Origin of the sequence: Chryseobacterium sp. C39-AII1 (assembly GCF_039672645.1) — a bacterium.
In the GTDB taxonomy this organism is placed as follows: domain Bacteria; phylum Bacteroidota; class Bacteroidia; order Flavobacteriales; family Weeksellaceae; genus Chryseobacterium.
In genome coordinates this window covers 247,774-273,195 of the sequence record NZ_JBDFPQ010000005.1, presented here as the reverse complement: position 1 = coordinate 273,195, position 25,422 = coordinate 247,774, and the positions used below count along the sequence as shown (strand labels likewise).

Here is a 25,422-nt window from a genome sequence, read left to right as displayed (position 1 = left end):
ACTATGGATCAATCCTAAAACTTTTTGCTTAGTTCCCAAGTTGTATGATTATTCTGAAATAGGACATATAAATAGTGACCTATTTTGGTTTTTTGATACCCGAGCTAAAACAAAAAACGCTGTAAACATTGATATTTACAGCGTTTTAGCTTATTTTGGTTTCCCAACTGGCGGAGAGTGAGGGATTTTGTAACCTCCCTTCATCCCTTTATTGATAAGCATTTCGCTGTAGCATCTTTTGAAAGGCCCTCAATTTGCAAATAAAGATCACTAAATTTTGAACAAGCTTTTTAGAATTTGTATTGGAAATTTAATATCCTTTTTTCTTTTAAGAAATTCCTTAGATGAAATATTTATGTAAGAACTCGAAGAAAAACTTGAAATTAAAATAAACCCTTTTATAAAGGAAATTGAATGTAAGATTTATAAGTGGAATTAAGAAATAAAGAATTCTGTCAAGTGAATTTAACAGGACTCTATTCAAACCATTTATTAGCAGATATAGATAATATTTTGATGGTGTTAAGTGGTATTAAATTATACTATTTAAACTTGGGAAATTGTTAAGATGGTTCTTTGGTAGGTTTATAGTATATAAAAATAATTTAATATTTATTTTAAACCGAACAGTTTATTATTTACCTTTGCAACATTATGGGAAGGAACAAAGAATTTGATTACGAGCAAAAATTGGAAGTTGCGCTGGAACTTTTCTGGAAACAGGGATTTCATTCCACTTCTATCACAGACCTTGAAAATGGTATGGGAATCAACCGAAGCAGTATTTATCCTACTTACGGAGATAAGAAAGCGCTGCTCATTAAATGCCTGACAAAGTATATGAAGTATAAGGTTTCAGAATATGAAAGTGTCTTAAATGATTCGCAATCCGATGCCATTGAAACATTAAGAAAGACATTACGGTTAGCAATTGACCAGAGCATAAGCGAGGAAAGAACATGTCTGGCTGTTAAGATAGCCTTTGAAGTAGCTTTGACTGATGAAGATGTCAGAATGTTGTTGGCTGGCAATGAAAAAAAGATCGAAAAGATCTATTTTGAAATTATAGAGAAAGGGCAGGAGCAAAGTTGTATAAAAGGTGATCTCGATCCAAAATTGACGGCTGCTTTTCTTTCCGGTTCTTCCAGCGCACTTTTCAAAAATTATGCTTTGAACAAAAACCGCAAGACCATCTACGATATGATTGAAACCTTGATCAAAATGATCAAAGCCTAATTATAACAGCATTTTCAAGTAAATAATAACAAACAATATTTTTTTAACCTTTTTTAAACCGTTCAGTTTAATATGAATTTAAATCTCAATAAAAAGATAGCGTATATGGGATGTCTCGGCGTTATCGGAATCATCAGTACAGAATTTGGTGTCATCGGCATCTTGCCTCAGATCGCTGACTATTACAAAATAAATATAGCAACGGCAGGCTACTTATTAAGTGCATTCGCATTAACAATTGCGCTTACAGGGCCATTTATGGTCTTGTATCTTTCAAAATTTGACAAGAAGAAAATTATGATGTATGCTCTTGGATTGTTCTTGATCTCAAATTTCTTCTCAAGTTTCAGCCCACCCTTCTGGTTGCTGATAATACTTAGAATATTGCCAACATTTCTGCATCCGGCTTTCTTTTCAATGGTCATTGCAGCTGCGACCAAAGATGCTTCTCCTCAAATGCAGATGAGATTGACCAGTATTATTATCGGTGGAATTGCACTTTCTCAGGTAACTTTGATCCCTTTCACCACATTTATAGCAAGTATCTATTCCTGGCAGTGGAGTTACGTTATTCAAGGATTATTGATCTTGATAGCACTGATCAGCATTTATAAATATTTGCCTTCGATGCCTGATCAAGAAGTGAGGTCTTATAAAAGCCAATTGGGTATTTTGACAAGACCAAAGTTCATTGCTGGAACGGCAGTAAATCTACTGCTAATCACTGCATGGTTCTGCTCATACAGTTATTTTGCAGATTATTTGTCGAAAGAGAAAGGATTAAGTGCACAGGAGATCAGTTATATGCTTTTATTATTTGGTGTAATGGGTGTGATCTCAAACTTTTTGGCAGGTCGCTTATTAGGGAAGTATATGATCTGGACCACTTTGTTTTTCCTTGCCGGTACGTTTCTTCTTCCATTTGCATTTCAATATACAGATGGCTCAATGCTCAGCATAGCAGTAGTGGTGGGATTTTGGGGAATTATGTACGGACCTTGCTTCCTGATAGGTGTTGGGCACATGGTCTCGGCAGCATCTGACGCCAAGGAATTTGCGAATAGTTTGCAGACCTCATTCGGAAATCTGGGAGTTTCATTAGGCACTGCTACCGGAGGTTGGTTTATTGGTCAGTATGGAATATCCGTTACACCTTGGATAGGTGTTGGATTTGGTCTGCTGGCGCTTATTGTAATTTTTTGGAGAGCCTGGCTTGATCGAGACGTAAGTGAGAAATAGGTATCATTTACTAAAAATTATTTTTTTGATGTTTCTTACCTAAATTTATTAAAGCAATAAAAAATGCTAATCTGGATTATTATGGAATCAAAAACAAAAAAAAGGCTCAATTTGGATTAAATTGGAGCCATTTTTATCGTTTATGAAATTGACAGGAGTATATATAAATCATTTAGTTGCAGATAAACATAATATTTTAGAGGTACTAAATGCCATTTGAGTATATAGCTAACTAAAATTTATCCAAAAACTTTGATAATCTCTCCAATATCAGCGCTTTTGTAATCAGTATAAATATGAGAATGAAATTCATTCAGCTTTTTCAAAATCTTAAGGAATTCAGACTTTTCAGAATCATTTAATTTCCCGGATAAGATTTTTGAAGTTATGTTGACATTTGAAACAGAGGCGTGGAAAATTTCTTCGCCTTTTTTTGTGAGATTTAACCGTTTGCTTCGCTTATCCTCTGCATCGTTTTTTTCTTCTAAAAATCCTGCTTCCAACAATCTTTTAATAATTTGAGTGCCGGTTTGTTTTTCATGACCGTTTTTTTCAATCAACTGAATTTTAGTTAAATCAGGTTCATCTTTCAATCGATACAAATAAGTGAATTCCTCATTAGCCAACTCTGGAAATTCTCCCAAACCTTTTCTTATCAATAATTTAGAATATCGACCCAATAAGAGAACTTGCTTGCAAATTTCGTTTTCGGTAAAAGAAACCTGATGATTTTCATTTTTAAAAAGTTTTGTAGGACTTTCATTGGCATATTTTTTATCATTCATCCACACACGAAAATCGTCTACATTCGCATTGGGTTTGTAAGCGCCGGAATTTTCAAATTCTTTGACTTGATGAAGTAATTCTATGAAAAAGTCGGTTTGCATAATTATTTTGGTAAAGATATTAGTTTTTGTTTTTTAAAAACAAATTATAGTTTCACACTGCCTATTCCACCATCAATACCGATGATTTGTCCTGTAATCCAAGCTGAATTTTCAGATAATAAAAACTCAACCATTTTTGCTATTTCTTCCGCATTTCCAATTCTTTGCAACGGATGTCTTTTTCCGGAAGCTTCTTGTTTTTCCGGTGTGGAAAGGAGATGTGAAGCTAGATTGGTATCCGTTAACGATGGTGCAATTGCATTCACTCTTATTTTCTGAGTAGATAATTCTGCCGCCAGACTTTTGGTTAAACCTTCAACCGCACTTTTGCTCGCAGAAATCGAGGCGTGAAAAGGCATTCCCAATTTTGCAGCCACCGAGCTGAACAATACGACAGAAGCACTTTCCGATTTTTTCAAATTAGGCAATAATTTCTGAATTGTTCTTACTGCACCCAAGACATTGATTTCAAAGTCATTCTTAAAATCATCAGCAGAAAGTCTGTTAAATGGTTTTTAAATTAATACTTCCGGGCGCATACACCAATCCGTCAATCACATCCGGAAAATCAATTTCATCCAGATTTCCCGAAAGAATATCCATTGGATGAAACTCAATATTTAAGTTGTTAATTTCAGGATTTTCAGTTTTTGAAATTCCAGTTACATTATAATTCTCAGACAATATTTTTGCAGCAGCAAATCCAATTCCCTGCCCGCAACCGATAATGACTATGTTTTTCATATTATTCTGTTTTTATCTTTTCGAAATTTTATTATGACTGATTGTTCGCTGTCTCGAACATTTAAACCGTTCAATTTCAGGATTTCTCTTCATCAAATGTTTCTGGCTCATTCCCGAATTTACCCTTTTTCTCCAAAGTCTGAAACTTGAAGGTTTCAATTCTCTTCTCATCACTTCAATCACTTCAGATTCGGTAATTCCAAACTGAAATTCTATCGCTTCGAACGGTGTTCGGTCTTCCCAAGACATTTCGATGATTCGGTCTGTCTGTATTAAATTAAATTCTTTCGTCATTATTTTAAATTTTTAATCGTCTGTTTTGCAATTTTAAAATGTTCAGATTTTTTCTCATCGCTCATCTTATCCAAAGTCCGTAACATCATTCCCAATCTCGGGTTTGTTTTAAAAAATTCACGGTTGTCATTCACAAAATTCCAAAAGAGGGCATCCCATTTTTCTGTCCACTCACCATCTGAGTAATCGCTCATTTTTTTTATGTAATTGCTCCCGCTGATGTACGGTTTTGTACTCATTTTTCCGCCGTCAGAAAAGCTGCTCATCCCATACACATTCGGAACCATCACCCAATCGTAAGAATCGATGAACATCTCCATAAACCATTGGTAAACATCATCCGGATTGAGTTTCAGAAGATTCATAAAGTTGGCAAAAATCATTAACCGCTCGATGTGATGGGCATAACCTGTCTCCAAAACCTTCAAAATCGTGCTGTCAATTGGTTTGATTTCTGTCTTTCCGGTATAAAAAGATTCGGGAAGCGGATTGTGATGTTTCCAATAATTTTTGTTCCGCTGATAAGTTCCCTGATAGAGATAAATTCCTCTCACAAATTCTCTCCATCCCAAGATCTGACGCACAAATCCTTCCAGAGAATTGACAGGAATTTTGTATTCTTTAGCATAATTTATGGATTCTTCCAAAACATATTCCGCAGTCAAAAGTCCAATATTCAGCAATGGTGAAAGTACGCTGTGATGCAAAAAATGTTCACGCTCCACGATGCTGTCTTCATAGACTCCAAAATCGACAAACCGCATTTCCAGAAACTGATTCAACCAATTTTCTGCTTCCTTAAATGTCACCGGATAAAGCTGATAGGAAGTTAAATTGCCATAATTTTCAGTAAAATTTTTCTCAGTATATATTTTTGCTTCTTCGTAATATTTACTGTTTTCAGGAAAATGAACGGATGGCGCTTTTTTGTTTTTAGGATACTTTTTACGGTTTTCTGTATCGTAAGTCCATTTTCCACCGATTGGTTTTCCGGCTTTCATCAGAATATTTCGGGAAATTCTCTGTTGCTTGTAGAAATCGGTTTGATGATAAGATTTTTTATCTTCAAAATAGTCTTTCAAATCTTCCCGGGTATTGATGAATAAAGGACTTTCAAGAATTTCTAATTCCAATTTCGTTTCCTTGATTCTCTTTTCAAGCCAATTGTCGCAAACATCCGTAATGAGAATTTTCTCAAATTTTTCTTTTTCTAAATATTCAATTAAATTCCGAACATCAGAAAGTGGAGAAGTGCTTTCAATATATTCAACCTTGAATTTTTCTTTGGTCAAATATTCTTCATAAAACTTCATACTTGCTCTATGCAAAGCAATCTTCTGTTTGTGAAATTTGTACTGTTTAAAAAACAGGAACTCTTCCACCAGAAAAACACGTTGATTTTTATCCAGATAATCCGTGTCTTTGAAAAGCTGATGCGGAAATATCAATTGCGCCGTACTCACTTTTTTGGATGGCATATTTTTCAAATTTTTATATTTAATCTGAAGATTTTGAACATTTATTTCTTCGGCATTTTTCGCTGCAATATTTTATGTCGTCCCAATTTTTCTTCCACTTTTTCCGCCAATTGAAGGACAATCCGCAGACTTCACAAATCTTCGAAGGTAGGTTGGCTGGCATTTATTCAATGAAATTTTTGTACTGATTGATGATGATATTTTTCGCTCTCAAATCGTGCATCATATTGTACAAACCAAAAAATGTTCTGTTCAGATAAATAAAATGTTTCGAACCTCTGTTGGTATTCATCCCATTCATATCGCTGATTTTGGCATATTTCTGACCCAAATCTGCAATTTCCTTAAAGAACGATTCATCAGAAAAATCAAACACTTCCGCATTAAAAGGTCTGGTAAATAATTCCAGCAATTCATAGAATAATTTGGTAAAAAATTCCTGTTCCTTTGCAGAATCATTATCACTCAAGATTTCAAGCTCGTATAATTTTTCTTTATAAAATTCAGGATTATTCAAATTTTCACGTTTAGCCAATTCAAAATAAGGTTTATAAAAGCCATTCGGAATTTCCTTAATGCATCCAAAGTCAATCACAAGCAATTTTTTATCTTCCGAGACCAGAAAATTTCCGGGATGCGGGTCGGCGTGAACCTGCTTCAAAACGTGCATTTGGTACATATAAAAATCCCAAAGTGTCTGTCCGATTTTGTTTAAATCTTCCTGAGAATTGTCCAATTTTGTGAATTCTGAGAAATGTTTTCCGTTCATCCAATCCATCGTGATGATTCTTTCACAAGAAAATTCAGAATAATATTTAGGAAAATCAAGATTTGGAAGATGAGCGCATTTTTCGGAAATTTCCTGACTTCTTTTCAGTTCCAAGTCATAATCTGTCTCTTCAAACAATTTATTTTCCACTTCCTGAAAGTAAGATTCCGAACCTTCTTTTTTGATATTGAACATTTTCATCGCAATCGGTTTTACCATCTTCAAATCACTCGAAATGCTTTCTCTCACTCCGGGATATTGAATTTTTACGGCAAAATTCTGACCGTCTTTCTTCGCTTTATGAACTTGTCCGATGCTCGCTGCGTTAACAGATTCATTCGTGAATTCATCAAATAGATCTTCCGGATTTTTTCCGAAATATTTTCTAAAAGTCTTCTTTACCAAAGCTCCCGAAAGTGGCGGAACTGAAAATTGCGACAAAGAAAATTTTTCAACGTAAGCCTGCGGAAGAATATTTTTTTCCATACTTAGCATCTGCGCAACTTTCAACGCAGAACCTTTCAATTCTTTCAGAGAATCGTAAATGTCGGTCGCGTTGTCTTCATTTAAAGTTTTTCTTGCCTCGTCCTCATCTTTATCTTTTGTTATTTTGTTTCCGTAATATTTGATGTAATTGATGCCAACTTTTGCGCCTGCTTTCAACAAACTACTGGTTCTTTCTAATTTTCCGGTTGGTATTTTATTGAGTGTCTTCATCTAATTCTTTTTAAATTTTTCTTTAAATAGAAACTTCCCAAGGTCAACTACTTTTCTCAAAGGTTCGTTATCCATCAGTTCAAATCCGGTATCAATGGTTTTTTCAATGAAAATATCTGTTTTTTCGAAGGCTGGCGAACTATCTTTTTTCCAAAACTCAATGGCGGAAACCAAATGAAGCCAAAATGCTTCTTCACGAGCCTTTTCGTGGAAATTTTTCACGTCATCTTTCGCTTTTTGAATCATTTCCCAATCGTTAAAATCTAAAGTTTTGATGAAATGTCGATGCGTTTCCTTTAGCTGATTCGAAATTTTTGCGGAATGCAATTTGTCATTTCCTAAAATCATCAGAACCAAAGAACGGTTCATCGTCATATTTTCAAAAAAGATGAAATAAACATTCAATAATTTTTCTTTCGACGTGATTTCATCAGAACTGTTAACTTCTGAAGCCAATTCTACAGACTTACTGAAAAGATTAACCAACATTAATTTTTCAATCTGTTCAAAGCTTGAAAAGTAATCGTAAAAGTCTTTTTCTTCAAACTCATTGACTTTTGCGAAACTGTAAATATTTTTTGGTCTTTCGCCGTGATTCAGAATGTAATCGCCGTACAATTCAAATATTTTGTCTTCTGTAATTATATTTTTTGGTTCCATTATTGATTTTATTTATCAACAAATTTAGTAATAAATTTTACTAATTAAATAAATAAAGTATAAATTTGTACTATAACAATGATTCAAGATATAACTAATGTTTACAATTAGATTTTAATTTTTTATTATCTGGATTTTTTTCCTGAAACATGTGACAATTTAAATCTTAAAATCACTTTTTTATAATGGTTAACTATTTTCTTTTACTGATTTTGATGTTGGTTTTAAATTTCCTGCAAAATCAAACATAATTACCTGACTCCCTTTAAAAGGATTGTATGAAGGTTAGTAATCAATATAACCTAAAGAAGGTAGGTTCTTCAGACATTTATGATAAGTCGCTTTTGAATTTATTTGACTGATCCGCATAACCTCATCTCGAGAAATACTAATCGGATTTCTGAAACGATTGAAATTCCAGAATTGGAATAGAGCGATGTAAAGGCTTATATGTGTAGGATTAAGAGTATTATCAAGAAGTAATTTTTCGTAAAAGCCAGTAAAGATGTTTTATATAATTCATTTCTATAAATTTAGATTGTAAGTAGAAAGCTAATTACTCCTTATTCTCCAACATTTTTTCGATATCCTTATAATTATAATATAATGTACCACCAATACGGGTAAAAGATAAGCTACCATTAATGCGTAGATTTTGTAATGTTACGGTAGAAATTTTCAGAGGTTCTTTAACCTCTGATGATCTTAACCATAATTTCTGCTTTGAATTTTTAATGTAAAAAAGATTTTTAATTTCTTCAAGTAATTCTGTTTTGAACTCCTGAAGATCTTCTATAGTAACAAGATTTATTTTCATAGACTCCGGATTTGTATTTACTAATTGTTTTACAAATTTGAAACATCAATCTATTGAAAACAATAGCATTACGGATTAGTGGCCTAATTAAGAATTTTCAGGAATGATGTGGAAATTATGACGATTAAAGAAGAAAGAATTAGTCTAAATTGGAATTATCAACCCAGTTAAATACTTAAAAATTCATTTGTCTATCGCCTTTTTTGTCCAGTATTATTTTTTATTTCGTCATAATTTAATCTCAAATTGCTTTGCGACCTAGCTTGATGACTTATACCATTGTAATTATTGAGTTCTGATTTATTAATGATTTTAAATAATCTCAAATTTTCATCCAGCCTTTCTTTAACGTTATCAATATTTTGATTCTGTTTCAATTTTTCATTTTTTTCTTTCTTATACTTCACAATTAAATTCGATTTAGTATCAGGAAGTTCTTCTAGTTTTTTATCTAACTCACTAATTTTATCATCAGTGGTTTTTGTTTGGGCTTCTATTTCTGCAACATTGACTCCTTTTTCAGCTAACCATTCAATTGTTTTTTGCACTTCGGCTTTAGCCAAATCAATTGTTTTCTGGTAAGAAGAAAGTTGGTTTTTCCAATATCCCGAATTTTCACCTTAATCATTTGAATATCCCAAAATCCTGTTATAAGATAGCTCTGCTTTGGTTACCATCTCTTTCACTTTCAGAAATTCATTATGCTTCCTCAGCACCAAGGCTATATCTGCCAAATGCTTATTTTTCTCCATTTCTATCTTTTTCTTCAGGAGTTCAATTTCAATGTTTGCTCTCGTTTCAGGATCAGTTATAATAGAAGTTTTGAGTTCCTGTGTACTTATATCAGAAACATCTAGAACATTCGCCCCTCTCTTCATTGCTTCCAAGTATCTTGCTTGTTTGGATTGTAACTTTTGAAGCATAAAAACATCAATACTGTCATTAGTAAGCATAAAGTTTACCCTAACATTTTCGTGCTTATTTCCTTGTCGCCAGGCACGACCTTCAACCTGTCTCAAAGTTGTAAAATTATAGGGAAGAGAAAGCATATACAGATCAGTTGTGTTTTCCTGAAGGTTCATTCCTTCCTGAATCGCTTCACTACCAATGATGATTTTAATTTTTCCTAAATTAAAATCCTCCTGAATTTTCAATCTGTTGGGCTTAGTAGTTGCCCCTGTAATCACACCTACTTCTTCTGGTTTATAACCTACTTCAGTCACAAGATAATCCTTTATTTTAAGGAATTCTGAGACCGCTAATTCAGAATAAATGATCTGACCTGAATCAGGAATATCCATTTTATTCCGTCGTATGAGATTAATTGTTTCATTCAGCTTAGGAGAATTTTCAATAAATTCTTTTACTGAAGGTAATTCTCCATTATAATAGGGTGACAGGTATGGTGAAATTGCTATAAGCCTCGCATTTAGAATATGAGTTAAAATTGCACCTTTTTGAGTATCATCAAAGTTATCTGTTAGTAAGTCATACTGTTCTTCGGTTAAATCATTTTGTTCAATTTTATATTCTTTGTTGATTTTATTGGGACGAATCAATTCAGGGTTATCCTCCTCCCCCTTTATATCAATAAACTCAGATAATACCCAAAAAGATTTTTTTCAGCAGGGACAACGGAATATATTTGCTATAGAAAATCTGATAAGCTACCAGGTCACATTGAAATATTGTCTGATTGCAGAATAATATTAAAGACTGTAAATGGATAAATAGTTGAAAACCTTAAAAAAAAGAACGGTATTTAAGAATAAATCAATTCATTTACGGCAATAAAAAAAGCTGCCCATTTATTTGAACAGCTTTGTATATCATCTTTTGAATTATTCAGATGAATCATAATATTAATTTAATCAATTTCAATACTGCTAAATGCTTTCTCCATAGCAAAATCTTTAACATCAGGTACTTTTAACCCTTCTGCTATGATTACGGTTACATCGGTCATCCCCAGAAATCCTAAAAAGGCTTTAAGATAAGTGGCTACAAAATCGTTGTCTTTCCCGGGTCCTTCAGAATAGATACCTCCTGAAGACATTGCGATGTAGACTTTTTTACCTATAACCTTCCCTACGGGACGACCATCATCACCGTAACCAAAAGTAATTCCAGCTCTTGTTATATGGTCTATCCATGCTTTCAATGAACTGTGGATGGTAAAGTTGATTAAAGGTGCTCCGATGACAATGATATCTGAATTTAAAAGCTGTTGAGTGAGTTGATCTGAAAGATGAATTAACTCCCTTTGCTCTTCTGTTAACTGGTCTGAAGAAATAAAAAAAGTCTGAAGAACCTCAGGAGTCAGATGCGGCATTTGTGTTTCTACCAAATCCAATTCTTCTACTGTACTTCCTGGATATTTGCTGATAACTTCATTAACGATTTCATTGCCTAATTTAATGCTATACGAAGAGCTGCCTAGAAGGCTTGATTTTAAGTGTAAGATACGTTTCATTATGATATAATTTCTAAAATTTTAATGGGACAAAGTTAGGTTTACCTGCTATATTTTAGATAGCAGTTACCTAAAGGAAAGTGGTTGCTTTTAGGAAAGTGATTATCTTTGCATTAATGAAAACAACAGAAAATCAATCTCTTCCAAGTCCTGCGGAATGCCAGTCCTCACTTAAAAATGTGATTGATGCCATGTACGTTTTGAACGGAAGATGGAAACTGCCGTTAATTCTCTGCCTTATTAATAATCCAAAGCGATTTGGAGAACTTCAGAGAGAAATGGAAGGTATTTCCCCGAAGGTTTTGTCTAATGAACTCAAATCTCTTGAGCTCAATTTCTTTATTGAAAGAAAAGTATATCCTACAACTCCTGTAACGATCACCTACGAAGCTACTGAGTACACAAGAACATTAAAAAATGTACTCTCAGAATTAAGTATCTGGGGAGAGCAGCACCGAAACAAGCTTAAAGAAACTCTTTGATACAAGGTCTAAAAAAATAATCTAATAATCTTCAATTGGGCTTCAACTAGTCTTGATTGGGATACACCCGTTGTTATTTTAATATCCAACTTTGCTTCATCAATTTTAAAACATTAAAATAATGCAGAACAATGAAAATAAAGTAGCACTGGTATCGGGTGCCAATACTGGTGTGGGATTTCAGATTGCTAAAGCTCTTGTGGAAAATGGCTATAATGTATATATAGGTTCTCGTGACCTTGCAAAGGGTGAAGCTGCAGTTAGAGAGCTGGGTAGATCGGCAAAAGCCATTCAGCTGGATATTACAGATTCAGATTCTATCAATGCAGCTGTGAAGATCATCGAAAAAGAACATGGCTATCTAACCTTGTTGGTTAACAATGCTGCAGTCTCTCATGCTGGATTATCAGGACGCACGATGGAGGAAATTTTGGGTGCGCAACGTGCGAGTATTGCACCAATCAGCGAGCTTAAGACGGTTTGGGATACGAATGTATTCGGAACATTAGCATTGACGCAGGCATTTTTGCTTCTGTTGCATCAAGCAGACAGCGCAAGGATTGTAACCGTTTCCAGTGCTTTAGGCTCACTTGGCATTAATTCTAATCCGGAAAATCCTTACCGCTCAAATTTTGATGCAGTCTATGGCGCATCGAAAACGGCACTTAATGGAATTTTCCTTTCGCTGGCTATAGAATTGGAAGACACTAATATCAAAGTTCATTTGGTAAGCCCTGGATTTACGGCCACAGCGCTTAATAATTTTCAGGGAACGGATTCAGTAGAAGAAGGCTCAAAAGAACCGATCAGAGTTGCTCTGGCTGAAGATCTTCCGACAGGAAGCTTTACTGGCCCTGCTGCTTTTAGCGGCGAAAACAATGTTCTTCCGTGGTAGTTTTAACATAAAACCTATGATCTTTGGTCATAGGTTTTTTATACATTTATAGTATGAAATCCAAAGACGATAAATTGGTACGCTTCATCTCGATATCAGAAAGCCATCAAGCTTTCGGACTGCCTGCACCGCAACATCCGCTGATCAGTCTTGTCCATTTTAACAAGGATAATCCTTTTAATACGGCTATGGCACCAATCTATGATATCCTGAGCTTTTATAAGATCACCTTCATCACCAGGAATAAAGGAAGATTAAAGTATGGCAGGAATTACTATGATTACGATGAAGGCAGTATGTTGTTCCTCGCACCTGACCAACTGGTGGGAAGCACCGATTACAATAGTGAGACCTATTGCTATATTTTACTGATTCATCCTGATTTTCTGCTGGGTCATCCCATCGCACGAAAAATAAAGCAATACAGCTATTTTTCTTATGCCTCCAATGAGGCTCTGCATCTTTCGGACAGTGAAAAGGAAATCATTCTATCAGTTTATCGAATCATGGAGCAGGAACTGAACAGCCGTGTAGATGAGTTCAGTCAGGAAGTTGTAATTGCTCAGTTGGAGTTGTTGCTAAGCTACGTCAACAGGTTTTATAAAAGGCAGTTTATTACCAGAAAAGTGGCTAATAACGATATCCTTCAAAAAACTGAAAGTATTATTGAGGATTATCTCAATAGTCAGCTATCCTTGCAGCAGGGTCTTCCGACTGTGCAGTATGTTGCGGATCAGCTTAAAATTTCATCCGGATATCTGAGCGATCTCTTGCGCTCATTAATTGGACAGAATGCCCAGCAATATATCCGAAGCAAAGTCATCGAAAAAGCAAAGGAGCGATTGACCAACACCAATCTAACAGTAGCTGAGATCGCTTATGAATTGGGATTTGAGCATCCACAGTCTTTCAGCAAGATGTTCAGGGTAAGGACGGGTCTCTCGCCTTTGGAATTTCGAAATTCATTTGAATGATATATATTTTGAAATCCATACTTTTTGGTAATATATTCATTATAAAATTATAAGTAAAGAGTTCTTCATCTGATGGCATTACATCTTACCATTACTAAAAAAGCATTGATTTAACTGTATTGTCAAATCAATGCTTTGATAGATTAAATTATACAAATTGTATTTTATCTCTAATATTTATAACAATTAAACTGTTGGTGACGCCCCGCCATCGACAGAAATATTAGCACCTGTTATATACAATCCTTCTGAAGAAGCCAAGAAAGCCACTGTATTGGCAATCTCTTCAGGCTCAGCCATTCTTCCAATTGGCACACCAACAGCATCAATCACATTCTGGAAAGATTCTTCAAAAGTAGTTCCTGACTGCTGAGCAATATTTTCAATAAAATCATTCATTAACGGGGTTCTTACAACACCCGGAGATACACTATTTACTCTTATTCCTTTAGACCCTACTTCATTTGCCAATGCTTTACTATAAGCATTTAATGCAGCTTTCGCTGATGAATATGACATGGTCATGTCCCAGATGGGCTGTTTGGCTGCTCCTGTCGAAATATTGATGATGATACCTTCCTTTTGTTCAAGCATTGTGGGTAGTAAGGCTTTGTTCATACGAACAACTGACATGAAATTAAGTTCCCAGTCTTTTAACCAGTGCTCATCTTCCAATGTATTAAAGCCTCCACCGGGGCTTAAATTAGCTCCGGCATTGTTAACGATAATATCTATTTTACCGTATTTTTCCAGGATCTCCTTTGCAATTTTTTCTGCGCTGTCTGCCTGAGTAAGATCAGCAGCAATAAAATGATAGCTGTTAGCGTTGTCGTTTGCTTCTGTACGGGCAGTTGTTATAACAATTGCTCCACTAGCACTAAGTTTATCCGCAATTGCTTTACCTATCCCTTTAGTTCCGCCTGTTACTAAGGCTACCTTTCCTTTTAAAGAATCATACATAATTAATTATATTTAAAAATTATGTTGCAAATTTATTTCCATTACTTTACTTTTGCAAGTAGTTACACGATTGTATATTAGCAACACCAAAGTAACTTTTATTGGAAATCATACAGTTATGGAAAAAGAAATTATTGAAAAAACGGAAAATAAATGTGAGCTTCAGAAAATCCTTGATATTATTGGCGGAAAATGGTCAATGTCCATTATTTATGCGCTGATTCCTGAAAAAAGGCGTTTCAAAGAACTGGAAAGAATGATACCCGGCATAAGTACCAGAATGCTGGTTAAAGAGCTAAAGAATATGGAAGAAAACGGCATTGTAACCCGTACAGCTTTTGCCACTGTTCCACCGACCGTTGAATATAATTTAACTGCTAAAGGAAGAAAACTTGAGCCTATTATTAATGATCTTTATCAATGGGGATTGGAATATATCAATTAGCATGCTGATTAAAAATGTATTTGCCAATAAATAAATTAGAATATATCTGTATTCAACCCGATGAACCGCTAACAAATATTGTGGAAAGTATCTGGATGGTAAAAAACCATTCTGATGAAGAAAAAGAAGGTATTATAGTTCCCGATGGAAAAATAGATTTATTTCTGTTAGCCGATGAAAATGGAAATTTTGAAATTTTCGTTTCTGGAGTATGTTCTGCTCCCATCACTAAACCTCCATTTCCCAAATCTACAATGTTTGCAATCAGCTTTTATCCCATTGCTGCCGAATATATTTTCAAACAATCTTTTGTGGATTTAAATAACACGAAGAAAACACTACCGTCAGGTTACTGGGGATTTTCAAGAGATGACCTGAACGATTTCAACCACTTTTACCATAAAGCTGTTAAGGTTATTTCTTCGTTATTATCTAAAGAAATAGACGACAGAAAAAAGAAATTATTTAAACTCATTTATGCTTCTAAAGGAGAAATTACTGTAAAAGAACTCGAAGAAAATGTTTTTTGGAGTAGCAGACAAATGAACCGTTATTTCAATAAATGGTTAGGCGTAACGCTTAAATCCTATCTCAATATTATCCGTTTCTCCAACTCATTAAAACAATTAAAAAATGGGGATTTCTACCCTCAACTCGATTATGCAGACCAATCTCATTTTATCAGGGAAGTGAAAAAGTTTGCAGGAGTAAAACCAATTATCTTAAATAAAAACGAAAACGACCGATTTATCCAATTGAGCCTGATGCCTGAAAAGTAATTTTGATCTGTAATTAAAACAAGAACAAAATGAATTTAAACCACATCAACATCGTTGTACAAGATGTAAATAAAGCTGTAAATTTATTTACAAAAAATTTAGGTTTTAGTTTAATTGTCAATCGAAACAACAAAATGGCAGTTCTGGAAAACGACCATAATTTTGCATTAGTTGTTTGGGGACAGGAATTGAACCACAAGGAAAATATGCCTGAATATCCGGAGAATTTCCACATCGGATTTTATCAGAATGATGAGCAAGCAGTTTGTGATGTCTATGAAAAGCTAAAAACAGAAGCGGACTTACACTTTGAAAGTGAACCCAAGAAAATCAGGAATACGTTTGGTTTCTATTTCTTCTTTGAACAGTTAATGATAGAAATAAGTGTTAATCTATTTAAGGATAATATTGTACAACATAGCTAGCAGCCGCCTGTAGACCACCGAATTTAAGATCACATAAATAAAAATTACTATCGCTATTTTAGGGAAGATTATAGTCAGGACGACTACGGTCGTCTTTCTTATTTGGTTTTAAATTCAGTAGGTCTCATATTGGTCAGTTGGTGAAAATTATTGCTAAACGCAGATATATTTAAATATCCAATTTCATAGGCTATCTCTGTCATGCTTAAGTCTGTATCTTTTATCAATTCCATCGCTCTGATAATACGCAGCATCTTTAAGTATTGAACAAAAGTGATATGTAATTTCGTTTGGAATAATCTGGTCAGACTTCTCACACTCATTCCTGATTGCTGAGCAATACTCTCTAAACTTAGATTTTCATTTAATCGATTTCTAAAACTGTCTATTATGACATTGAGCCGTTGATCGTCCGTTGTGGGAAGTTGAATGGAGAATTTTCTGAGATTTTCCTTTGACAATAGATTCTTAAGCGTCGATAGAAATTCAAATTCCCACGAACCTTTGTAATAATCACCTTGCCATTTCTCACTAAATGAGAGCATCTCCGCCAGCAACTTGCTCACAGGATAAATACCCAGTTCATCATAAAAACCGCTCACTTTTTTTTCTGGAAAGTAAATATTGATGATATACAGATCCTGTGTGTTGAACATCAGATTGTGCGGATAGTTTTTGGGTATCCAGATATAATGATTGGATGGAATATAGAAATCCTTTTCGGCTGTTTGCAAGTAAGCAATCCCACCATACACTAATAATAACTGAGCCTTATCGTGCTGATGAGCAGGTAAACGCTGTTCCGTCTGTTGTCTCATCACGAGGATTGAATCGGGATTTTTATCCACACTACTTATTAATTGACTAAGTATATCCATATGGCCAAATATAGCAAATGTTAGGCTAATTATATAAAAATGAAGCGGAGTGTGTTGAATAATTTTGCAGTATTAATAGTACCAGAATTATTATGAAACGTAAAATCATAAAACCGGACAAAGATTTTGAACTTGAAGTACAAGTCAAAAAATCCGAAAATAAATTACCTCGTACAAATGAAGAAATTGATAAAGCCAACATTTACTGGCTGTCTTGTGCTTATTCCAGTCCATTTATGCCAATGGTCGATTTAAGCTTTGCTTTTGAGGAGTTGAAAAAGATGCTAAAGCAATGGTTAGCAAAGAAAGATACTATCATTTATAAAAAGAAAGCTCATGAAACGATATAAAACTACCCGGATTTTGAGCATACTGTTACTGTTATCTACACAGTGTATTTATGCTCAGCATACAGAAAAAGTCCAACCTTTAAGTTTGGAAGAAATATGGAAAGTTGCGGAAATGAATAATCGACAACTTAAACTATCTGACTTAGATCATCAGCAAAGTAAAATAGAAATATTGGAAGCCAAAGACCGTTTGTTACCGGAAATTTCGGTAGGTGGAGACGTAAAACTCAATTCCAAATTTCTGATTTACAACAATGGATTATTCTCTTCTCCACAAGATGTGCCTGTAAAAGGCTATGGGTACGCAGTAGGCTACAACTTAAACTTTAACCTTTATAATGGTGGTAAAGACAAAAGGAACATCGTTATGAAAAAGGAAGAAGAGGCACGAAAACAATATGAAGTGGATCTGCAAAAGCACAGTGTAAAATACAATGTTGCAGTTGCTTATTTTGATTTATATAAGTTTTTGCATTTCTATGATTTTCTTAATGCAGAGATTGAAGCAGAAAAAAAACAATTGAGATTGATAGAAAATTTGCATAAAAACGGTATCGTTCTAAAAAGTGATGTACTGAGAACTTCCGTGAAATTGTCTCAACTGGAACTTAATCTTTCCGATGTGACGAAGAAAATTGAAATAGTTAAACAAAGGCTCAATATACTGATGGGGCGTGAAAATGATACGGAGCTGGTGATCAAATACGAAGATGCAATTGAATTAAACGCTATCACAGATGGTGACTACAATGATTATGTAAACATTGCTTTCAACAAATCTCCAGAGTTTAAAATGGCTGATAGTGATATCAAATGGAGTGAACTGAACGTAAAGCAAATGAAAGCTGCGCTGTTACCCAAAGTTTCTCTATACTCTAATTACAATTACAACTATCCACAGATTTCCTTTTATCCGTACTCAAATGATCTGTGGGGATTTGGTCAGACAGGAATTAAAGTACAGTATTCTATTGATAATTTGTACAAAAGCAAACATACCATTGCTCGTGCCCAGGTTGTCAGCAATCAGGCTAAAGAAAGAGCAGAAATGAAGAAGGACGAAATCTCCCTTCAGGTAAAAGAAGCTTATTTACAGCAACAGCAGGCTTTGGAGAGCGTAGAAATGGCAGAACAAAATATCATTAAAACGACTGAAACGGTCCGTGTTATCAGAAGTAGTTACTTAAATCAGGAATCGCTACTGACCGATCTTTTGGAAGCAGAAAACACTTTATTAGAAGCAAAATTTAATCTGACAACAGCACAAACAAATGTAAAAGTAACCCATATCAGACTATTGGCAATTATAGGAATTCTTTAATACAAATATCATGAACAAAAATAAAACAGATAAAATTATTGTAAGCTTAACCAAATGGTTTGGTATCGCATTATTAGTAGGGATCATTATTTGGGGAGCTACCTATTTCTTTAAAGGATATCGCTATGAACAAACTAATGATGCACAGGTAGATGCTTATCTCTCTCCTATAAATGCAAAAGTGGGTGGCTATATCAGCAAAATATATTACAAGGACAATCAGCTTATTAAAAAAGGTGATACACTTGTTGTCATTGAATTGGACGAGTATGGACTGAAAAAAGATGCTGCATCAGCAGAGCTTATGAGTTCACACGCCAAATTACCTATTTTGACCGCAAACGAAGAAACACAACTTAAAAGTATTGAGGTTATAAAAGCACAATTAGCAGGAGCGAAAGCGAGATTGGACCAGCAGCAAAAAGAATTTGACCGCTATAAAAATCTACTGGCGGATGAATCTACCACCCAACAAAAATTCGACAACATCAGTGCTTCTTTATCAATTGCACAGTCAGATTATGATCAGGCTAAAGCTTCTTTGCAAGTAGCAGAATCCAAATTGAATGATTTTAGAGCACAACATAATGCGATACAGGCAGAGATAAAAATCAAAGAAACACTTGTTCAAAGACAGGAATTGGAAATTGGATACACAGTTATCACTGCACCTTTTGATGGACAAATTGGTAAAAAGAATATTCAGGAGGGTCAACTGATACATGCTGGACAAACATTGGCATTTTTAGTGAACAAAGCGGAGCAAAAATGGGTGATTGCCAATTTTAAGGAAACACAGATTAGCAACTTCAAAATCGGACAGGCAGTATCCATAGAAGCTGATGCTTTTCCGAATGAAAAATTCAATGGTACCATCGAATCACTTTCCCCAACTACAGGTTCACGTTATTCATTGTTACCTCCAGATAATGCTACAGGTAATTTTGTCAAAATCATCCAACGGATTCCTGTAAGAATTAAACTGACTGATACGCCTGAAAAATTAGGAAAACTCTCTGCCGGAATGAATGCCAATGTTTATGTTTTAAAAGATTAATAATGCAAGCACATAAAATACCTATTTTCAAAGCCTGGGTCTCAGAATGGGTGGCGAGATCCGTCATATTTGCTATCCTGATGACCTGTCTGTTTAGCTTTTCTTTTTACAGCAGTCCGATTGCAACGATGGGATTTTACGGCATACAACCTACAGATGTACAATATGGTATGGTAGTCATGTATGGTTCTACCGTTGCTTTCTTAGCATTGGATTTCCGTATAGTAAAATATTTTGCACCAAGAAAATATTTGCTATTTGCCATTGCCGTTAATGCAATATGCTCCGTTATTTGCTTTCATTTCAAAGACTGGACATTATTTGTTATTTGCCAGTTTTTTCAAGGGATTACCTGTGCATTGATGTCAGGTATCGTCTTACAAATGATTTTTCCAAGATTACAGTCTGTACGTGCCCGTGTAATTGCTTTTAGTCTACTGTATGGCAGCATACAGATTGCCGTTCCTTCTTATTCTATTTTTACCAGCGTTGTTATTCATTTCTTTGATTTTAACTGGCTATTCTACGGATTTATTGTCATACTCATGCTTCTAACAATGACTGTATTGCTAACAATGAACAGTAAAGCCAGGTTTACCAAAAAGATACCACTTTATCAGGTAGATTGGATGGGCTATCTGTTTTACGTATCTTTTATCTTAATCTTGGGATACATTCTAGTGTACGGACGACAATTAGGATGGTTCGGTAGTTCATTAATTACTAGTCTTAGTGTAATCAATCTAATTATTCTTTCGCTTTTCATCATTAGAGAATTGAAGCTTAAACGACCTTTAATCAACTTACAGATTTTCAAGACAAAGAATTTTGTCATTGGCCTATTACTACTTTTTACATTTTATATTTTTAAAGGAAGTACAGGACTTGCTTATGGCTATCTTGAAGTAATTTTAGGAAATGACCCACTGAGCACCATTCCTATATGGACGGCTGTAATTTTTGGAACTACACTAAGTATGTTCATTACTTCCAGATTTATTTTGATGGGTTACAACCTGATAAGAATGATTATTATTGGCTTTGGAATAATGGCGATCTATTATGTTTATATGATACTATTTGTTTCTGTACAGGGCGAAACAATTGATTTCATTCTACCGATGTTTATTTATGGTGTGGCAACAGGAGTCTTATTTGTTCCGATTGTATCATTTACCGCTTCATCGGCGCCTCCCAAAATTGCGATCAATGCATCGCTTGTTGGCATATTGGCTAGGTTTACAGGGTTTACAGCTAGTCTGGCATTGAATAACGAACTTCAATTATTTGCAAAATCAGGAGTTCGAGAAAAGATCCGGGAATCACTCACGGAAACCAACCCTCAATTACCAACTGTCTTACTGGATATTCAAAATCAATACATGAATGCAGGTAGCGATATCTATACCTCAAAAGCAGTATCCACAGGCTATTTCAATCAAATGGTAGGACATCAGATATTGGCTCGTGCTACTAGAGATTATTATGATTTGATGCTAACGGCTGTGATTTTCGTCATCGTTATTTTACTATTATTACCTCACATTCAAAATGTTGTTTTGAGATTAAGAAAAGGTAATATGCCTCATTGAAAATCATATTTTGAATGTATTTAAAGTTTCTTATGGATGAATTTAAGATCAAGACAAGAATACAGGTAAAAAAAAACTGAAAAACATGGAAGAAAACGACATCGTAACCCGTACAGCTTTTGCCACTGCTCAACCGGCCGTTGAATATAATTTAACTGCTAAAGGAAGGAAACTTGAGCCTATCTTTTTTCTACCTGCCCAAAAGTTCGTATTTTAAACAATAAATAACTTTAATTACATTTCTATCTATGAATTTTTTATATCCTTTTGTAGTTCTAATTTTATTAATAGTGGTTTTTCATGCTGTACTAATATATGGAAGACCATAATCGAAAAAATTTTGGAAGAGAATAGATTATTTTTGGGTCTCCTTAGGTTTCATTGGTATCATAGGTTCTATGACTTCTCTTAGAAAAGAATTTTCAACAGCCCGAACAAATTATTTTGAGCAACCACTAATATTTAGTTACGAGGGTTTGACAGAAAGTGCAAGAAATCAATATAAATATTTTTCCGATACCATAAACGGTTTCAAATATTCAGAATTTAATGATCAAAAGCAAGCTAAAAGTTTTATAAAAGCCGGACAATTCTTTGAATGGTATTCAAAAGATATTTTAAGATACCGGGATACTATTTTGGTTGATAAATATCTTAATTATATTGATACTTTATCACTCTCCTATGATAAGTTCTTAAATTCTACAGATGATCGTTATGTACAACAGGTAACAAAATCTACGGGTTTTTATTTGGATGAACTTAAAGGTTCAAAGAAAGAATACCTTGAGAATGATGATCTATTGCATAAAAGTAGTTTAGAATGGATATTACTATTTATCGCTCCTTATTTACTGGCTGGAGCAATTGATATTCGGCTAACAAAAGTTACCGCAGAAATTAAAGAATTAAAATAACCTTAAGAACTTTTAAAAAGCTTTAGCCAATGCAAAACCAATAACAAGAGCTACAATAGCAGCGATAACTACTTTTGTATAATTATTTTTGCTTCGCTCTATTTCGGCACTTAATTTTAAATTTTCTTTTTGCAGAGATTCCATTCCTACTTTCAATGAAATTGTCTTTTCATTGATAGCAGACTGCATATTCCTCTCATGAAGGGTATGCATCTCCTTTTTGTAGCTTTCCAATTCTTCCTTTCGTTGCTTTTCCTGCTCGCTAAAGTTCTTCTGCGTGTCCTGAAGCTATTTGACTGAAGATTCCTGAAGTTTCTGGAATTCTTCGTTTCTTTTAGATAACTGTTCGGTTAAAGTTTTGACCTGCTCGGAAAACTGTTTGGACACATCTTTCTTAACCTCATCGATTAAAAGAGCTCTTGAATTGGATCATTCATGAGACAGTTTTTCTGCTATGGCATGCAATCCTGCTCCATAATCGTGGGGTAAATGAAAACGTTTGTCTGCAAGTTTGTCAAGCAAGGTTTCATCGACCGTATATCCAATTGCAGTAATAGTTACTTTATCAAGTTCAATAAACAACTCTGAAAGCTGAATATTATTAAACGTCTCCATGTTCTGACGGTCGCCTCCTCCCCTTACTAAAGCAACTATATCGTATTCCTTAGATGAGATTTCATTCAATTTGGAAATGATTGCCGTTGAGGAGGTAATATTACAACTATGGTCATCGATCTCAAAATACTGCCCTGAAACATCCAGACCTTCTAAAAAATCCTTTTGAACAATTGCGTTATTCCCGTAAATATTAGCTATCCTCACTTTTTCATCTTTGAGCATTTTATCTCTAATCAAAGTTTCTAGATCTTTTGATCCTATTTCGAGTTTTCGCTGAATTAGCTCGTATCTTTCCAATTCCTCTTCCGATATCGACTTTTCTTCCTGCTGAATGATTTCATCAACTACAAATCGCAGTTCTATCGAAGAATTTTTAATACTTTTTTCAATATATCCTCTGAGGATATAAATTTCATTATTAATGATTTTACTCCTAAGTAATGAAGAGATACGAATCCCTAACTGACGCCAGAGAATAGACTGGAAAATCATTTCATTGTTCTCCATGAATGAGTGCTGTTTAAATTTAATTATGTAGCAAAGATAACCCTATTGAATAATTGTCATTGAAATTTCAATGGCAAAATTTTCCGACACCACTCATCAATTTAAAAGTACTTACTTTATCTTGTCGCTCGTGTTAATTTAAAGAAAAGCTAAACCAATTAGATGTTAAGTTAGATTTAATTTCCCTTCACTGAAAATAGCTTTCTATCTGAAATTCCGTTAATTTATTATTAGTCTATCAGAATAACACTCTTTAAAAATATTACAAAGAAAGCAATCATACAAGACAGAACTTATATCATCGCTGCTATTTTTTGAGGGCACACTCTACTTTTTGGAAGAAGTTTTCATAAATATTCATCATTATGCGTAATCTTTTTAAATATATTTAAAACTTCTCAATGATAGCATTCTTAAACGCTGGTGAACATAGATATAAATAGTGATGATGTCTAGATTTAGTGAAGTTTTTATTATGTTTGTAGCATTATCAAATATTATCACCGTAAAATATGCACTCATTATAATTAAGAATTAGACCCAAACAAAGCTCAAAAAATCTACAATGCGAAATTTATATTATATAGCTTTCATAATAATTGCTGTAGCAAGTTTAACTGCATGCAGACAAAAAAGGAATCGTCCAAATACATACCATTACTCAGCTCCCAGTTATCTATCAGATAATATATCTGTAGCAAATGCTTATGATTACGATGTAGATACACTACAATTGGTGAAGATGACAAAACTTATTCTCTCTGATACGATCCCGAATATTCACAGTCTTCTCATACTTAAAGATGATAATTTGGTATATGAAAATTATTTTGACGGAACAGATGAAAAATTAGGTAAAAAACTGGGATATATAACGCATTCAAGAGATGATCTGCATGATTGCCGAAGCATCACTAAAAGCATAACCTCCGCTTGTATAGGTCTCGCCTTACAGAAAAGGATTGATTAAAAGTACTGACACCTCAATTTATAATTATTTCGCACAGAAATATGGAAATAAATTTGATAATAACAAGAAGAAAATAACAATCCGTCATCTATTGACGATGACCAGCGGATTGGAATGGAATGAAGATGTTTCTTATCGTGACCCACGAAATACAGAGTTAAGAATGGATGAAAGCTCCGATCCGATCGGCTTCATTCTAGGAAGACAAATGATAACAGAACCAGGTAAAGTTGGGAATTACAATGGAGGCAATACGCAATTATTAGCTGAAATAATAAAAATTGTAAGTGGTGTGCCAATAGATCAATTTGCTGAAAAAGAATTATTCAAACCTTTAGGCATAAATAAATTTACTTGGTCATCGCTAGGTGAAAATATGCCTGCCGCCGCATCAGGTCTCCGCTTCTTCCAGAGACCTGCTTAAATTTGCGATGCTGTATATGTCAGATACAAAAAATATTATCTTAAGCAAACAATGGATTGAACAATCCTTAAATCCATCAGTGAAAAGACCCTCTGGAAAAGACAAAAATGCAGGGTACGGTTTTCAATTTTGGACCTACACAGAATCTGTGGGCAATAAACAAGTAGATATTCAGGAAGCTAAGGGCAATGGAGGCCAAAGGATATTCTTTTGCAGTCCACTAAATCTACTGGTGGTAATAACAGCAGGTAATTATAATAATTGGGATATTGAAAATGACTCTAAAGAAGTATTAATCAAATATATTATACCTGCTTTAAATTCTGGTAGCCAAAAATAATCATTTCGCTAGTTTTTGGATTCAATACTTTCTGTGCAAGTACTGCTTATCTTAAATTATTCAGTAAGGTTTTGTGGCTGATAAGGATTTTTTGATATAAGTATCCGTCTTTTCTTCTAATTCAACGATGGTAAGCACTATTGAATAATTGTATATAAAATTTCAAGAAAAAAT

The 25,422-nt window shown here is 34.3% G+C and carries 33 protein-coding genes; 17 read left to right on the top strand and 16 right to left on the bottom strand.

Going from position 1 to position 25,422, the window contains the following annotated elements; all coding sequences use genetic code 11:
• Nucleotides 1-654 precede the first annotated feature (654 nt).
• Both ABEG63_RS10945 and ABEG63_RS10940 read left to right on the top strand, forming a co-directional pair.
• Complete coding sequence (locus ABEG63_RS10945; protein ID WP_346584732.1) at nucleotides 655-1,236, top strand: TetR/AcrR family transcriptional regulator; 582 nt, start codon at nucleotides 655-657, stop codon at nucleotides 1,234-1,236.
• 72 nt (nucleotides 1,237-1,308) lie between these two features.
• Nucleotides 1,309-2,475 carry an MFS transporter gene (locus ABEG63_RS10940; RefSeq protein WP_346584730.1) on the top strand — a complete coding sequence of 389 codons (1,167 nt, stop codon included), beginning with the start codon at nucleotides 1,309-1,311 and terminating at the stop codon, nucleotides 2,473-2,475.
• Nucleotides 2,476-2,714: 239 nt separating this feature from the next.
• Here ABEG63_RS10940 and ABEG63_RS10935 read toward each other — a convergent pair whose 3' ends face one another.
• From ABEG63_RS10935 to ABEG63_RS10880, 12 genes are all read right to left on the bottom strand, one after another.
• The gene (locus tag ABEG63_RS10935; protein WP_346584729.1) at nucleotides 2,715-3,362 is read right to left on the bottom strand and encodes a MarR family winged helix-turn-helix transcriptional regulator; all 648 of its coding nucleotides are present in this window, start codon (nucleotides 3,360-3,362) and stop codon (nucleotides 2,715-2,717) included.
• A 44-nt stretch (nucleotides 3,363-3,406) separates the two neighbouring features.
• Complete coding sequence (locus tag ABEG63_RS10930; protein WP_346584727.1) at nucleotides 3,407-3,820, bottom strand: SDR family oxidoreductase; 414 nt, start codon at nucleotides 3,818-3,820, stop codon at nucleotides 3,407-3,409.
• 46 nt (nucleotides 3,821-3,866) lie between these two features.
• On the bottom strand, nucleotides 3,867-4,106 hold the full coding sequence (locus ABEG63_RS10925; protein WP_346584725.1) for a hypothetical protein: 240 nt from the start codon (nucleotides 4,104-4,106) through the stop codon (nucleotides 3,867-3,869).
• 12 nt (nucleotides 4,107-4,118) lie between these two features.
• On the bottom strand, nucleotides 4,119-4,400 hold the full coding sequence (locus ABEG63_RS10920; RefSeq protein ID WP_346584724.1) for a TIGR03643 family protein: 282 nt from the start codon (nucleotides 4,398-4,400) through the stop codon (nucleotides 4,119-4,121).
• On the bottom strand, nucleotides 4,400-5,878 hold the full coding sequence (locus ABEG63_RS10915; RefSeq protein ID WP_346584722.1) for a cryptochrome/photolyase family protein: 1,479 nt from the start codon (nucleotides 5,876-5,878) through the stop codon (nucleotides 4,400-4,402). The genes ABEG63_RS10920 and ABEG63_RS10915 overlap by 1 nt, the downstream gene beginning before the upstream one ends.
• Before the next feature lie 19 nt (nucleotides 5,879-5,897).
• On the bottom strand, nucleotides 5,898-6,041 hold the full coding sequence (locus ABEG63_RS10910; protein ID WP_267406608.1) for a DUF2256 domain-containing protein: 144 nt from the start codon (nucleotides 6,039-6,041) through the stop codon (nucleotides 5,898-5,900).
• Nucleotides 6,042-7,364 carry an AarF/UbiB family protein gene (locus ABEG63_RS10905; protein ID WP_346584720.1) on the bottom strand — a complete coding sequence of 441 codons (1,323 nt, stop codon included), beginning with the start codon at nucleotides 7,362-7,364 and terminating at the stop codon, nucleotides 6,042-6,044.
• Nucleotides 7,365-8,024 (bottom strand): TetR/AcrR family transcriptional regulator, encoded by a 660-nt coding sequence (locus ABEG63_RS10900; protein WP_346584718.1) that lies wholly within the window; start codon nucleotides 8,022-8,024, stop codon nucleotides 7,365-7,367.
• A gap of 556 nt (nucleotides 8,025-8,580) precedes the next feature.
• Nucleotides 8,581-8,841 (bottom strand): helix-turn-helix domain-containing protein, encoded by a 261-nt coding sequence (locus tag ABEG63_RS10895; RefSeq protein ID WP_346584716.1) that lies wholly within the window; start codon nucleotides 8,839-8,841, stop codon nucleotides 8,581-8,583.
• Between the two features lie 191 nt (nucleotides 8,842-9,032).
• Entirely contained in the window at nucleotides 9,033-9,404 is a 372-nt protein-coding gene (locus tag ABEG63_RS10890) for a hypothetical protein (RefSeq protein WP_346584714.1), read from the bottom strand.
• Nucleotides 9,405-9,461: 57 nt separating this feature from the next.
• Complete coding sequence (locus ABEG63_RS10885) at nucleotides 9,462-10,400, bottom strand: helicase C-terminal domain-containing protein (protein WP_346584712.1); 939 nt, start codon at nucleotides 10,398-10,400, stop codon at nucleotides 9,462-9,464.
• Nucleotides 10,401-10,708: 308 nt separating this feature from the next.
• Nucleotides 10,709-11,314, bottom strand: a complete 606-nt coding sequence (locus ABEG63_RS10880) for an NAD(P)H-dependent oxidoreductase (protein WP_346584710.1) — start codon at nucleotides 11,312-11,314, stop codon at nucleotides 10,709-10,711.
• 116 nt (nucleotides 11,315-11,430) lie between these two features.
• Here ABEG63_RS10880 and ABEG63_RS10875 point away from each other — a divergent pair, with 116 nt between their 5' ends.
• The 3 genes from ABEG63_RS10875 to ABEG63_RS10865 all read left to right on the top strand — a co-directional run bounded on the left by ABEG63_RS10875 (nucleotide 11,431) and on the right by ABEG63_RS10865 (nucleotide 13,665).
• Nucleotides 11,431-11,796, top strand: coding sequence for a helix-turn-helix domain-containing protein (locus ABEG63_RS10875; protein WP_346584709.1), 366 nt, complete (start codon nucleotides 11,431-11,433; stop codon nucleotides 11,794-11,796).
• A gap of 121 nt (nucleotides 11,797-11,917) precedes the next feature.
• Entirely contained in the window at nucleotides 11,918-12,691 is a 774-nt protein-coding gene (locus ABEG63_RS10870; RefSeq protein ID WP_346584707.1) for an SDR family NAD(P)-dependent oxidoreductase, read from the top strand.
• 296 nt (nucleotides 12,692-12,987) lie between these two features.
• The gene (locus ABEG63_RS10865; RefSeq protein WP_346584705.1) at nucleotides 12,988-13,665 is read left to right on the top strand and encodes a helix-turn-helix domain-containing protein; all 678 of its coding nucleotides are present in this window, start codon (nucleotides 12,988-12,990) and stop codon (nucleotides 13,663-13,665) included.
• A 186-nt stretch (nucleotides 13,666-13,851) separates the two neighbouring features.
• Here the strand turns inward: ABEG63_RS10865 and ABEG63_RS10860 are convergent, their stop codons facing one another.
• A complete protein-coding gene (locus ABEG63_RS10860) occupies nucleotides 13,852-14,625 on the bottom strand; it encodes an SDR family oxidoreductase (RefSeq protein WP_346584704.1) in 774 nt (257 codons plus the stop codon).
• A gap of 118 nt (nucleotides 14,626-14,743) precedes the next feature.
• Between ABEG63_RS10860 and ABEG63_RS10855 the strand changes: the two genes are divergently transcribed.
• The 3 genes from ABEG63_RS10855 to ABEG63_RS10845 are packed head-to-tail and all read left to right on the top strand — an operon-like array spanning nucleotide 14,744 to nucleotide 16,274.
• Nucleotides 14,744-15,070: a helix-turn-helix domain-containing protein gene (locus ABEG63_RS10855; RefSeq protein WP_259113264.1), complete on the top strand. Its 327-nt coding sequence runs from the start codon at nucleotides 14,744-14,746 to the stop codon at nucleotides 15,068-15,070.
• 14 nt (nucleotides 15,071-15,084) lie between these two features.
• A complete protein-coding gene (locus tag ABEG63_RS10850; RefSeq protein ID WP_346584702.1) occupies nucleotides 15,085-15,849 on the top strand; it encodes an AraC family transcriptional regulator in 765 nt (254 codons plus the stop codon).
• A gap of 29 nt (nucleotides 15,850-15,878) precedes the next feature.
• Complete coding sequence (locus ABEG63_RS10845; RefSeq protein WP_346584700.1) at nucleotides 15,879-16,274, top strand: VOC family protein; 396 nt, start codon at nucleotides 15,879-15,881, stop codon at nucleotides 16,272-16,274.
• 98 nt (nucleotides 16,275-16,372) lie between these two features.
• Here ABEG63_RS10845 and ABEG63_RS10840 read toward each other — a convergent pair whose 3' ends face one another.
• A complete protein-coding gene (locus ABEG63_RS10840) occupies nucleotides 16,373-17,152 on the bottom strand; it encodes an AraC family transcriptional regulator (protein WP_346584699.1) in 780 nt (259 codons plus the stop codon).
• A 92-nt stretch (nucleotides 17,153-17,244) separates the two neighbouring features.
• Here ABEG63_RS10840 and ABEG63_RS10835 point away from each other — a divergent pair, with 92 nt between their 5' ends.
• From ABEG63_RS10835 to ABEG63_RS10810, 6 genes are all read left to right on the top strand, one after another.
• Nucleotides 17,245-17,502 (top strand): hypothetical protein, encoded by a 258-nt coding sequence (locus tag ABEG63_RS10835; protein WP_346584698.1) that lies wholly within the window; start codon nucleotides 17,245-17,247, stop codon nucleotides 17,500-17,502.
• 13 nt (nucleotides 17,503-17,515) lie between these two features.
• Nucleotides 17,516-18,823, top strand: a complete 1,308-nt coding sequence (locus ABEG63_RS10830; RefSeq protein WP_346584696.1) for a TolC family protein — start codon at nucleotides 17,516-17,518, stop codon at nucleotides 18,821-18,823.
• Nucleotides 18,824-18,833: 10 nt separating this feature from the next.
• Nucleotides 18,834-19,880, top strand: coding sequence for an HlyD family secretion protein (locus tag ABEG63_RS10825; RefSeq protein ID WP_346584694.1), 1,047 nt, complete (start codon nucleotides 18,834-18,836; stop codon nucleotides 19,878-19,880).
• A gap of 2 nt (nucleotides 19,881-19,882) precedes the next feature.
• On the top strand, nucleotides 19,883-21,472 hold the full coding sequence (locus tag ABEG63_RS10820) for an MFS transporter (RefSeq protein ID WP_346584692.1): 1,590 nt from the start codon (nucleotides 19,883-19,885) through the stop codon (nucleotides 21,470-21,472).
• A gap of 76 nt (nucleotides 21,473-21,548) precedes the next feature.
• Entirely contained in the window at nucleotides 21,549-21,689 is a 141-nt protein-coding gene (locus ABEG63_RS10815) for a winged helix-turn-helix transcriptional regulator (protein ID WP_346584768.1), read from the top strand.
• A 181-nt stretch (nucleotides 21,690-21,870) separates the two neighbouring features.
• Entirely contained in the window at nucleotides 21,871-22,389 is a 519-nt protein-coding gene (locus ABEG63_RS10810) for a hypothetical protein (RefSeq protein WP_346584690.1), read from the top strand.
• Between the two features lie 12 nt (nucleotides 22,390-22,401).
• Here ABEG63_RS10810 and ABEG63_RS10805 read toward each other — a convergent pair whose 3' ends face one another.
• Together ABEG63_RS10805 and ABEG63_RS10800 are read right to left on the bottom strand one after the other, a co-directional pair.
• Nucleotides 22,402-22,623 (bottom strand): hypothetical protein, encoded by a 222-nt coding sequence (locus tag ABEG63_RS10805; protein ID WP_346584689.1) that lies wholly within the window; start codon nucleotides 22,621-22,623, stop codon nucleotides 22,402-22,404.
• 195 nt (nucleotides 22,624-22,818) lie between these two features.
• Nucleotides 22,819-23,514 carry an exodeoxyribonuclease VII large subunit gene (locus ABEG63_RS10800; RefSeq protein ID WP_346584688.1) on the bottom strand — a complete coding sequence of 232 codons (696 nt, stop codon included), beginning with the start codon at nucleotides 23,512-23,514 and terminating at the stop codon, nucleotides 22,819-22,821.
• 742 nt (nucleotides 23,515-24,256) lie between these two features.
• Here ABEG63_RS10800 and ABEG63_RS10795 point away from each other — a divergent pair.
• The 3 genes from ABEG63_RS10795 to ABEG63_RS10785 are packed head-to-tail and all read left to right on the top strand — an operon-like array spanning nucleotide 24,257 to nucleotide 25,248.
• Complete coding sequence (locus ABEG63_RS10795; RefSeq protein WP_346584686.1) at nucleotides 24,257-24,484, top strand: hypothetical protein; 228 nt, start codon at nucleotides 24,257-24,259, stop codon at nucleotides 24,482-24,484.
• The gene (locus ABEG63_RS10790) at nucleotides 24,477-24,908 is read left to right on the top strand and encodes a serine hydrolase (protein WP_346584684.1); all 432 of its coding nucleotides are present in this window, start codon (nucleotides 24,477-24,479) and stop codon (nucleotides 24,906-24,908) included. The genes ABEG63_RS10795 and ABEG63_RS10790 overlap by 8 nt, the downstream gene beginning before the upstream one ends.
• A gap of 16 nt (nucleotides 24,909-24,924) precedes the next feature.
• A complete protein-coding gene (locus tag ABEG63_RS10785) occupies nucleotides 24,925-25,248 on the top strand; it encodes a hypothetical protein (protein ID WP_346584682.1) in 324 nt (107 codons plus the stop codon).
• The last annotated feature ends 174 nt before the right edge of the window (nucleotides 25,249-25,422 follow it).

Excerpts from the sequence above, each read along its gene's own strand:
- ABEG63_RS10945 (WP_346584732.1), top strand. The coding sequence starts at position 655 with ATGGGAAGGAACAAAGAATTTGATTACGAGCAAAAATTGGAAGTTGCG.
- ABEG63_RS10940 (WP_346584730.1), top strand. The coding sequence starts at position 1,309 with ATGAATTTAAATCTCAATAAAAAGATAGCGTATATGGGATGTCTCGGC.
- ABEG63_RS10935 (WP_346584729.1), bottom strand. The coding sequence starts at position 3,362 with ATGCAAACCGACTTTTTCATAGAATTACTTCATCAAGTCAAAGAATTT.
- ABEG63_RS10925 (WP_346584725.1), bottom strand. The coding sequence starts at position 4,106 with ATGAAAAACATAGTCATTATCGGTTGCGGGCAGGGAATTGGATTTGCT.
- ABEG63_RS10920 (WP_346584724.1), bottom strand. The coding sequence starts at position 4,400 with ATGACGAAAGAATTTAATTTAATACAGACAGACCGAATCATCGAAATG.
- ABEG63_RS10915 (WP_346584722.1), bottom strand. The coding sequence starts at position 5,878 with ATGCCATCCAAAAAAGTGAGTACGGCGCAATTGATATTTCCGCATCAG.
- ABEG63_RS10910 (WP_267406608.1), bottom strand. The coding sequence starts at position 6,041 with ATGCCAGCCAACCTACCTTCGAAGATTTGTGAAGTCTGCGGATTGTCC.
- ABEG63_RS10905 (WP_346584720.1), bottom strand. The coding sequence starts at position 7,364 with ATGAAGACACTCAATAAAATACCAACCGGAAAATTAGAAAGAACCAGT.
- ABEG63_RS10900 (WP_346584718.1), bottom strand. The coding sequence starts at position 8,024 with ATGGAACCAAAAAATATAATTACAGAAGACAAAATATTTGAATTGTAC.
- ABEG63_RS10895 (WP_346584716.1), bottom strand. The coding sequence starts at position 8,841 with ATGAAAATAAATCTTGTTACTATAGAAGATCTTCAGGAGTTCAAAACA.
- ABEG63_RS10880 (WP_346584710.1), bottom strand. The coding sequence starts at position 11,314 with ATGAAACGTATCTTACACTTAAAATCAAGCCTTCTAGGCAGCTCTTCG.
- ABEG63_RS10875 (WP_346584709.1), top strand. The coding sequence starts at position 11,431 with ATGAAAACAACAGAAAATCAATCTCTTCCAAGTCCTGCGGAATGCCAG.
- ABEG63_RS10870 (WP_346584707.1), top strand. The coding sequence starts at position 11,918 with ATGCAGAACAATGAAAATAAAGTAGCACTGGTATCGGGTGCCAATACT.
- ABEG63_RS10865 (WP_346584705.1), top strand. The coding sequence starts at position 12,988 with ATGTTGTTCCTCGCACCTGACCAACTGGTGGGAAGCACCGATTACAAT.
- ABEG63_RS10860 (WP_346584704.1), bottom strand. The coding sequence starts at position 14,625 with ATGTATGATTCTTTAAAAGGAAAGGTAGCCTTAGTAACAGGCGGAACT.
- ABEG63_RS10855 (WP_259113264.1), top strand. The coding sequence starts at position 14,744 with ATGGAAAAAGAAATTATTGAAAAAACGGAAAATAAATGTGAGCTTCAG.
- ABEG63_RS10850 (WP_346584702.1), top strand. The coding sequence starts at position 15,085 with ATGTATTTGCCAATAAATAAATTAGAATATATCTGTATTCAACCCGAT.
- ABEG63_RS10845 (WP_346584700.1), top strand. The coding sequence starts at position 15,879 with ATGAATTTAAACCACATCAACATCGTTGTACAAGATGTAAATAAAGCT.
- ABEG63_RS10840 (WP_346584699.1), bottom strand. The coding sequence starts at position 17,152 with ATGGATATACTTAGTCAATTAATAAGTAGTGTGGATAAAAATCCCGAT.
- ABEG63_RS10835 (WP_346584698.1), top strand. The coding sequence starts at position 17,245 with ATGAAACGTAAAATCATAAAACCGGACAAAGATTTTGAACTTGAAGTA.
- ABEG63_RS10825 (WP_346584694.1), top strand. The coding sequence starts at position 18,834 with ATGAACAAAAATAAAACAGATAAAATTATTGTAAGCTTAACCAAATGG.
- ABEG63_RS10820 (WP_346584692.1), top strand. The coding sequence starts at position 19,883 with ATGCAAGCACATAAAATACCTATTTTCAAAGCCTGGGTCTCAGAATGG.
- ABEG63_RS10810 (WP_346584690.1), top strand. The coding sequence starts at position 21,871 with ATGACTTCTCTTAGAAAAGAATTTTCAACAGCCCGAACAAATTATTTT.
- ABEG63_RS10800 (WP_346584688.1), bottom strand. The coding sequence starts at position 23,514 with ATGGAGAACAATGAAATGATTTTCCAGTCTATTCTCTGGCGTCAGTTA.
- ABEG63_RS10795 (WP_346584686.1), top strand. The coding sequence starts at position 24,257 with ATGACAAAACTTATTCTCTCTGATACGATCCCGAATATTCACAGTCTT.
- ABEG63_RS10785 (WP_346584682.1), top strand. The coding sequence starts at position 24,925 with ATGTCAGATACAAAAAATATTATCTTAAGCAAACAATGGATTGAACAA.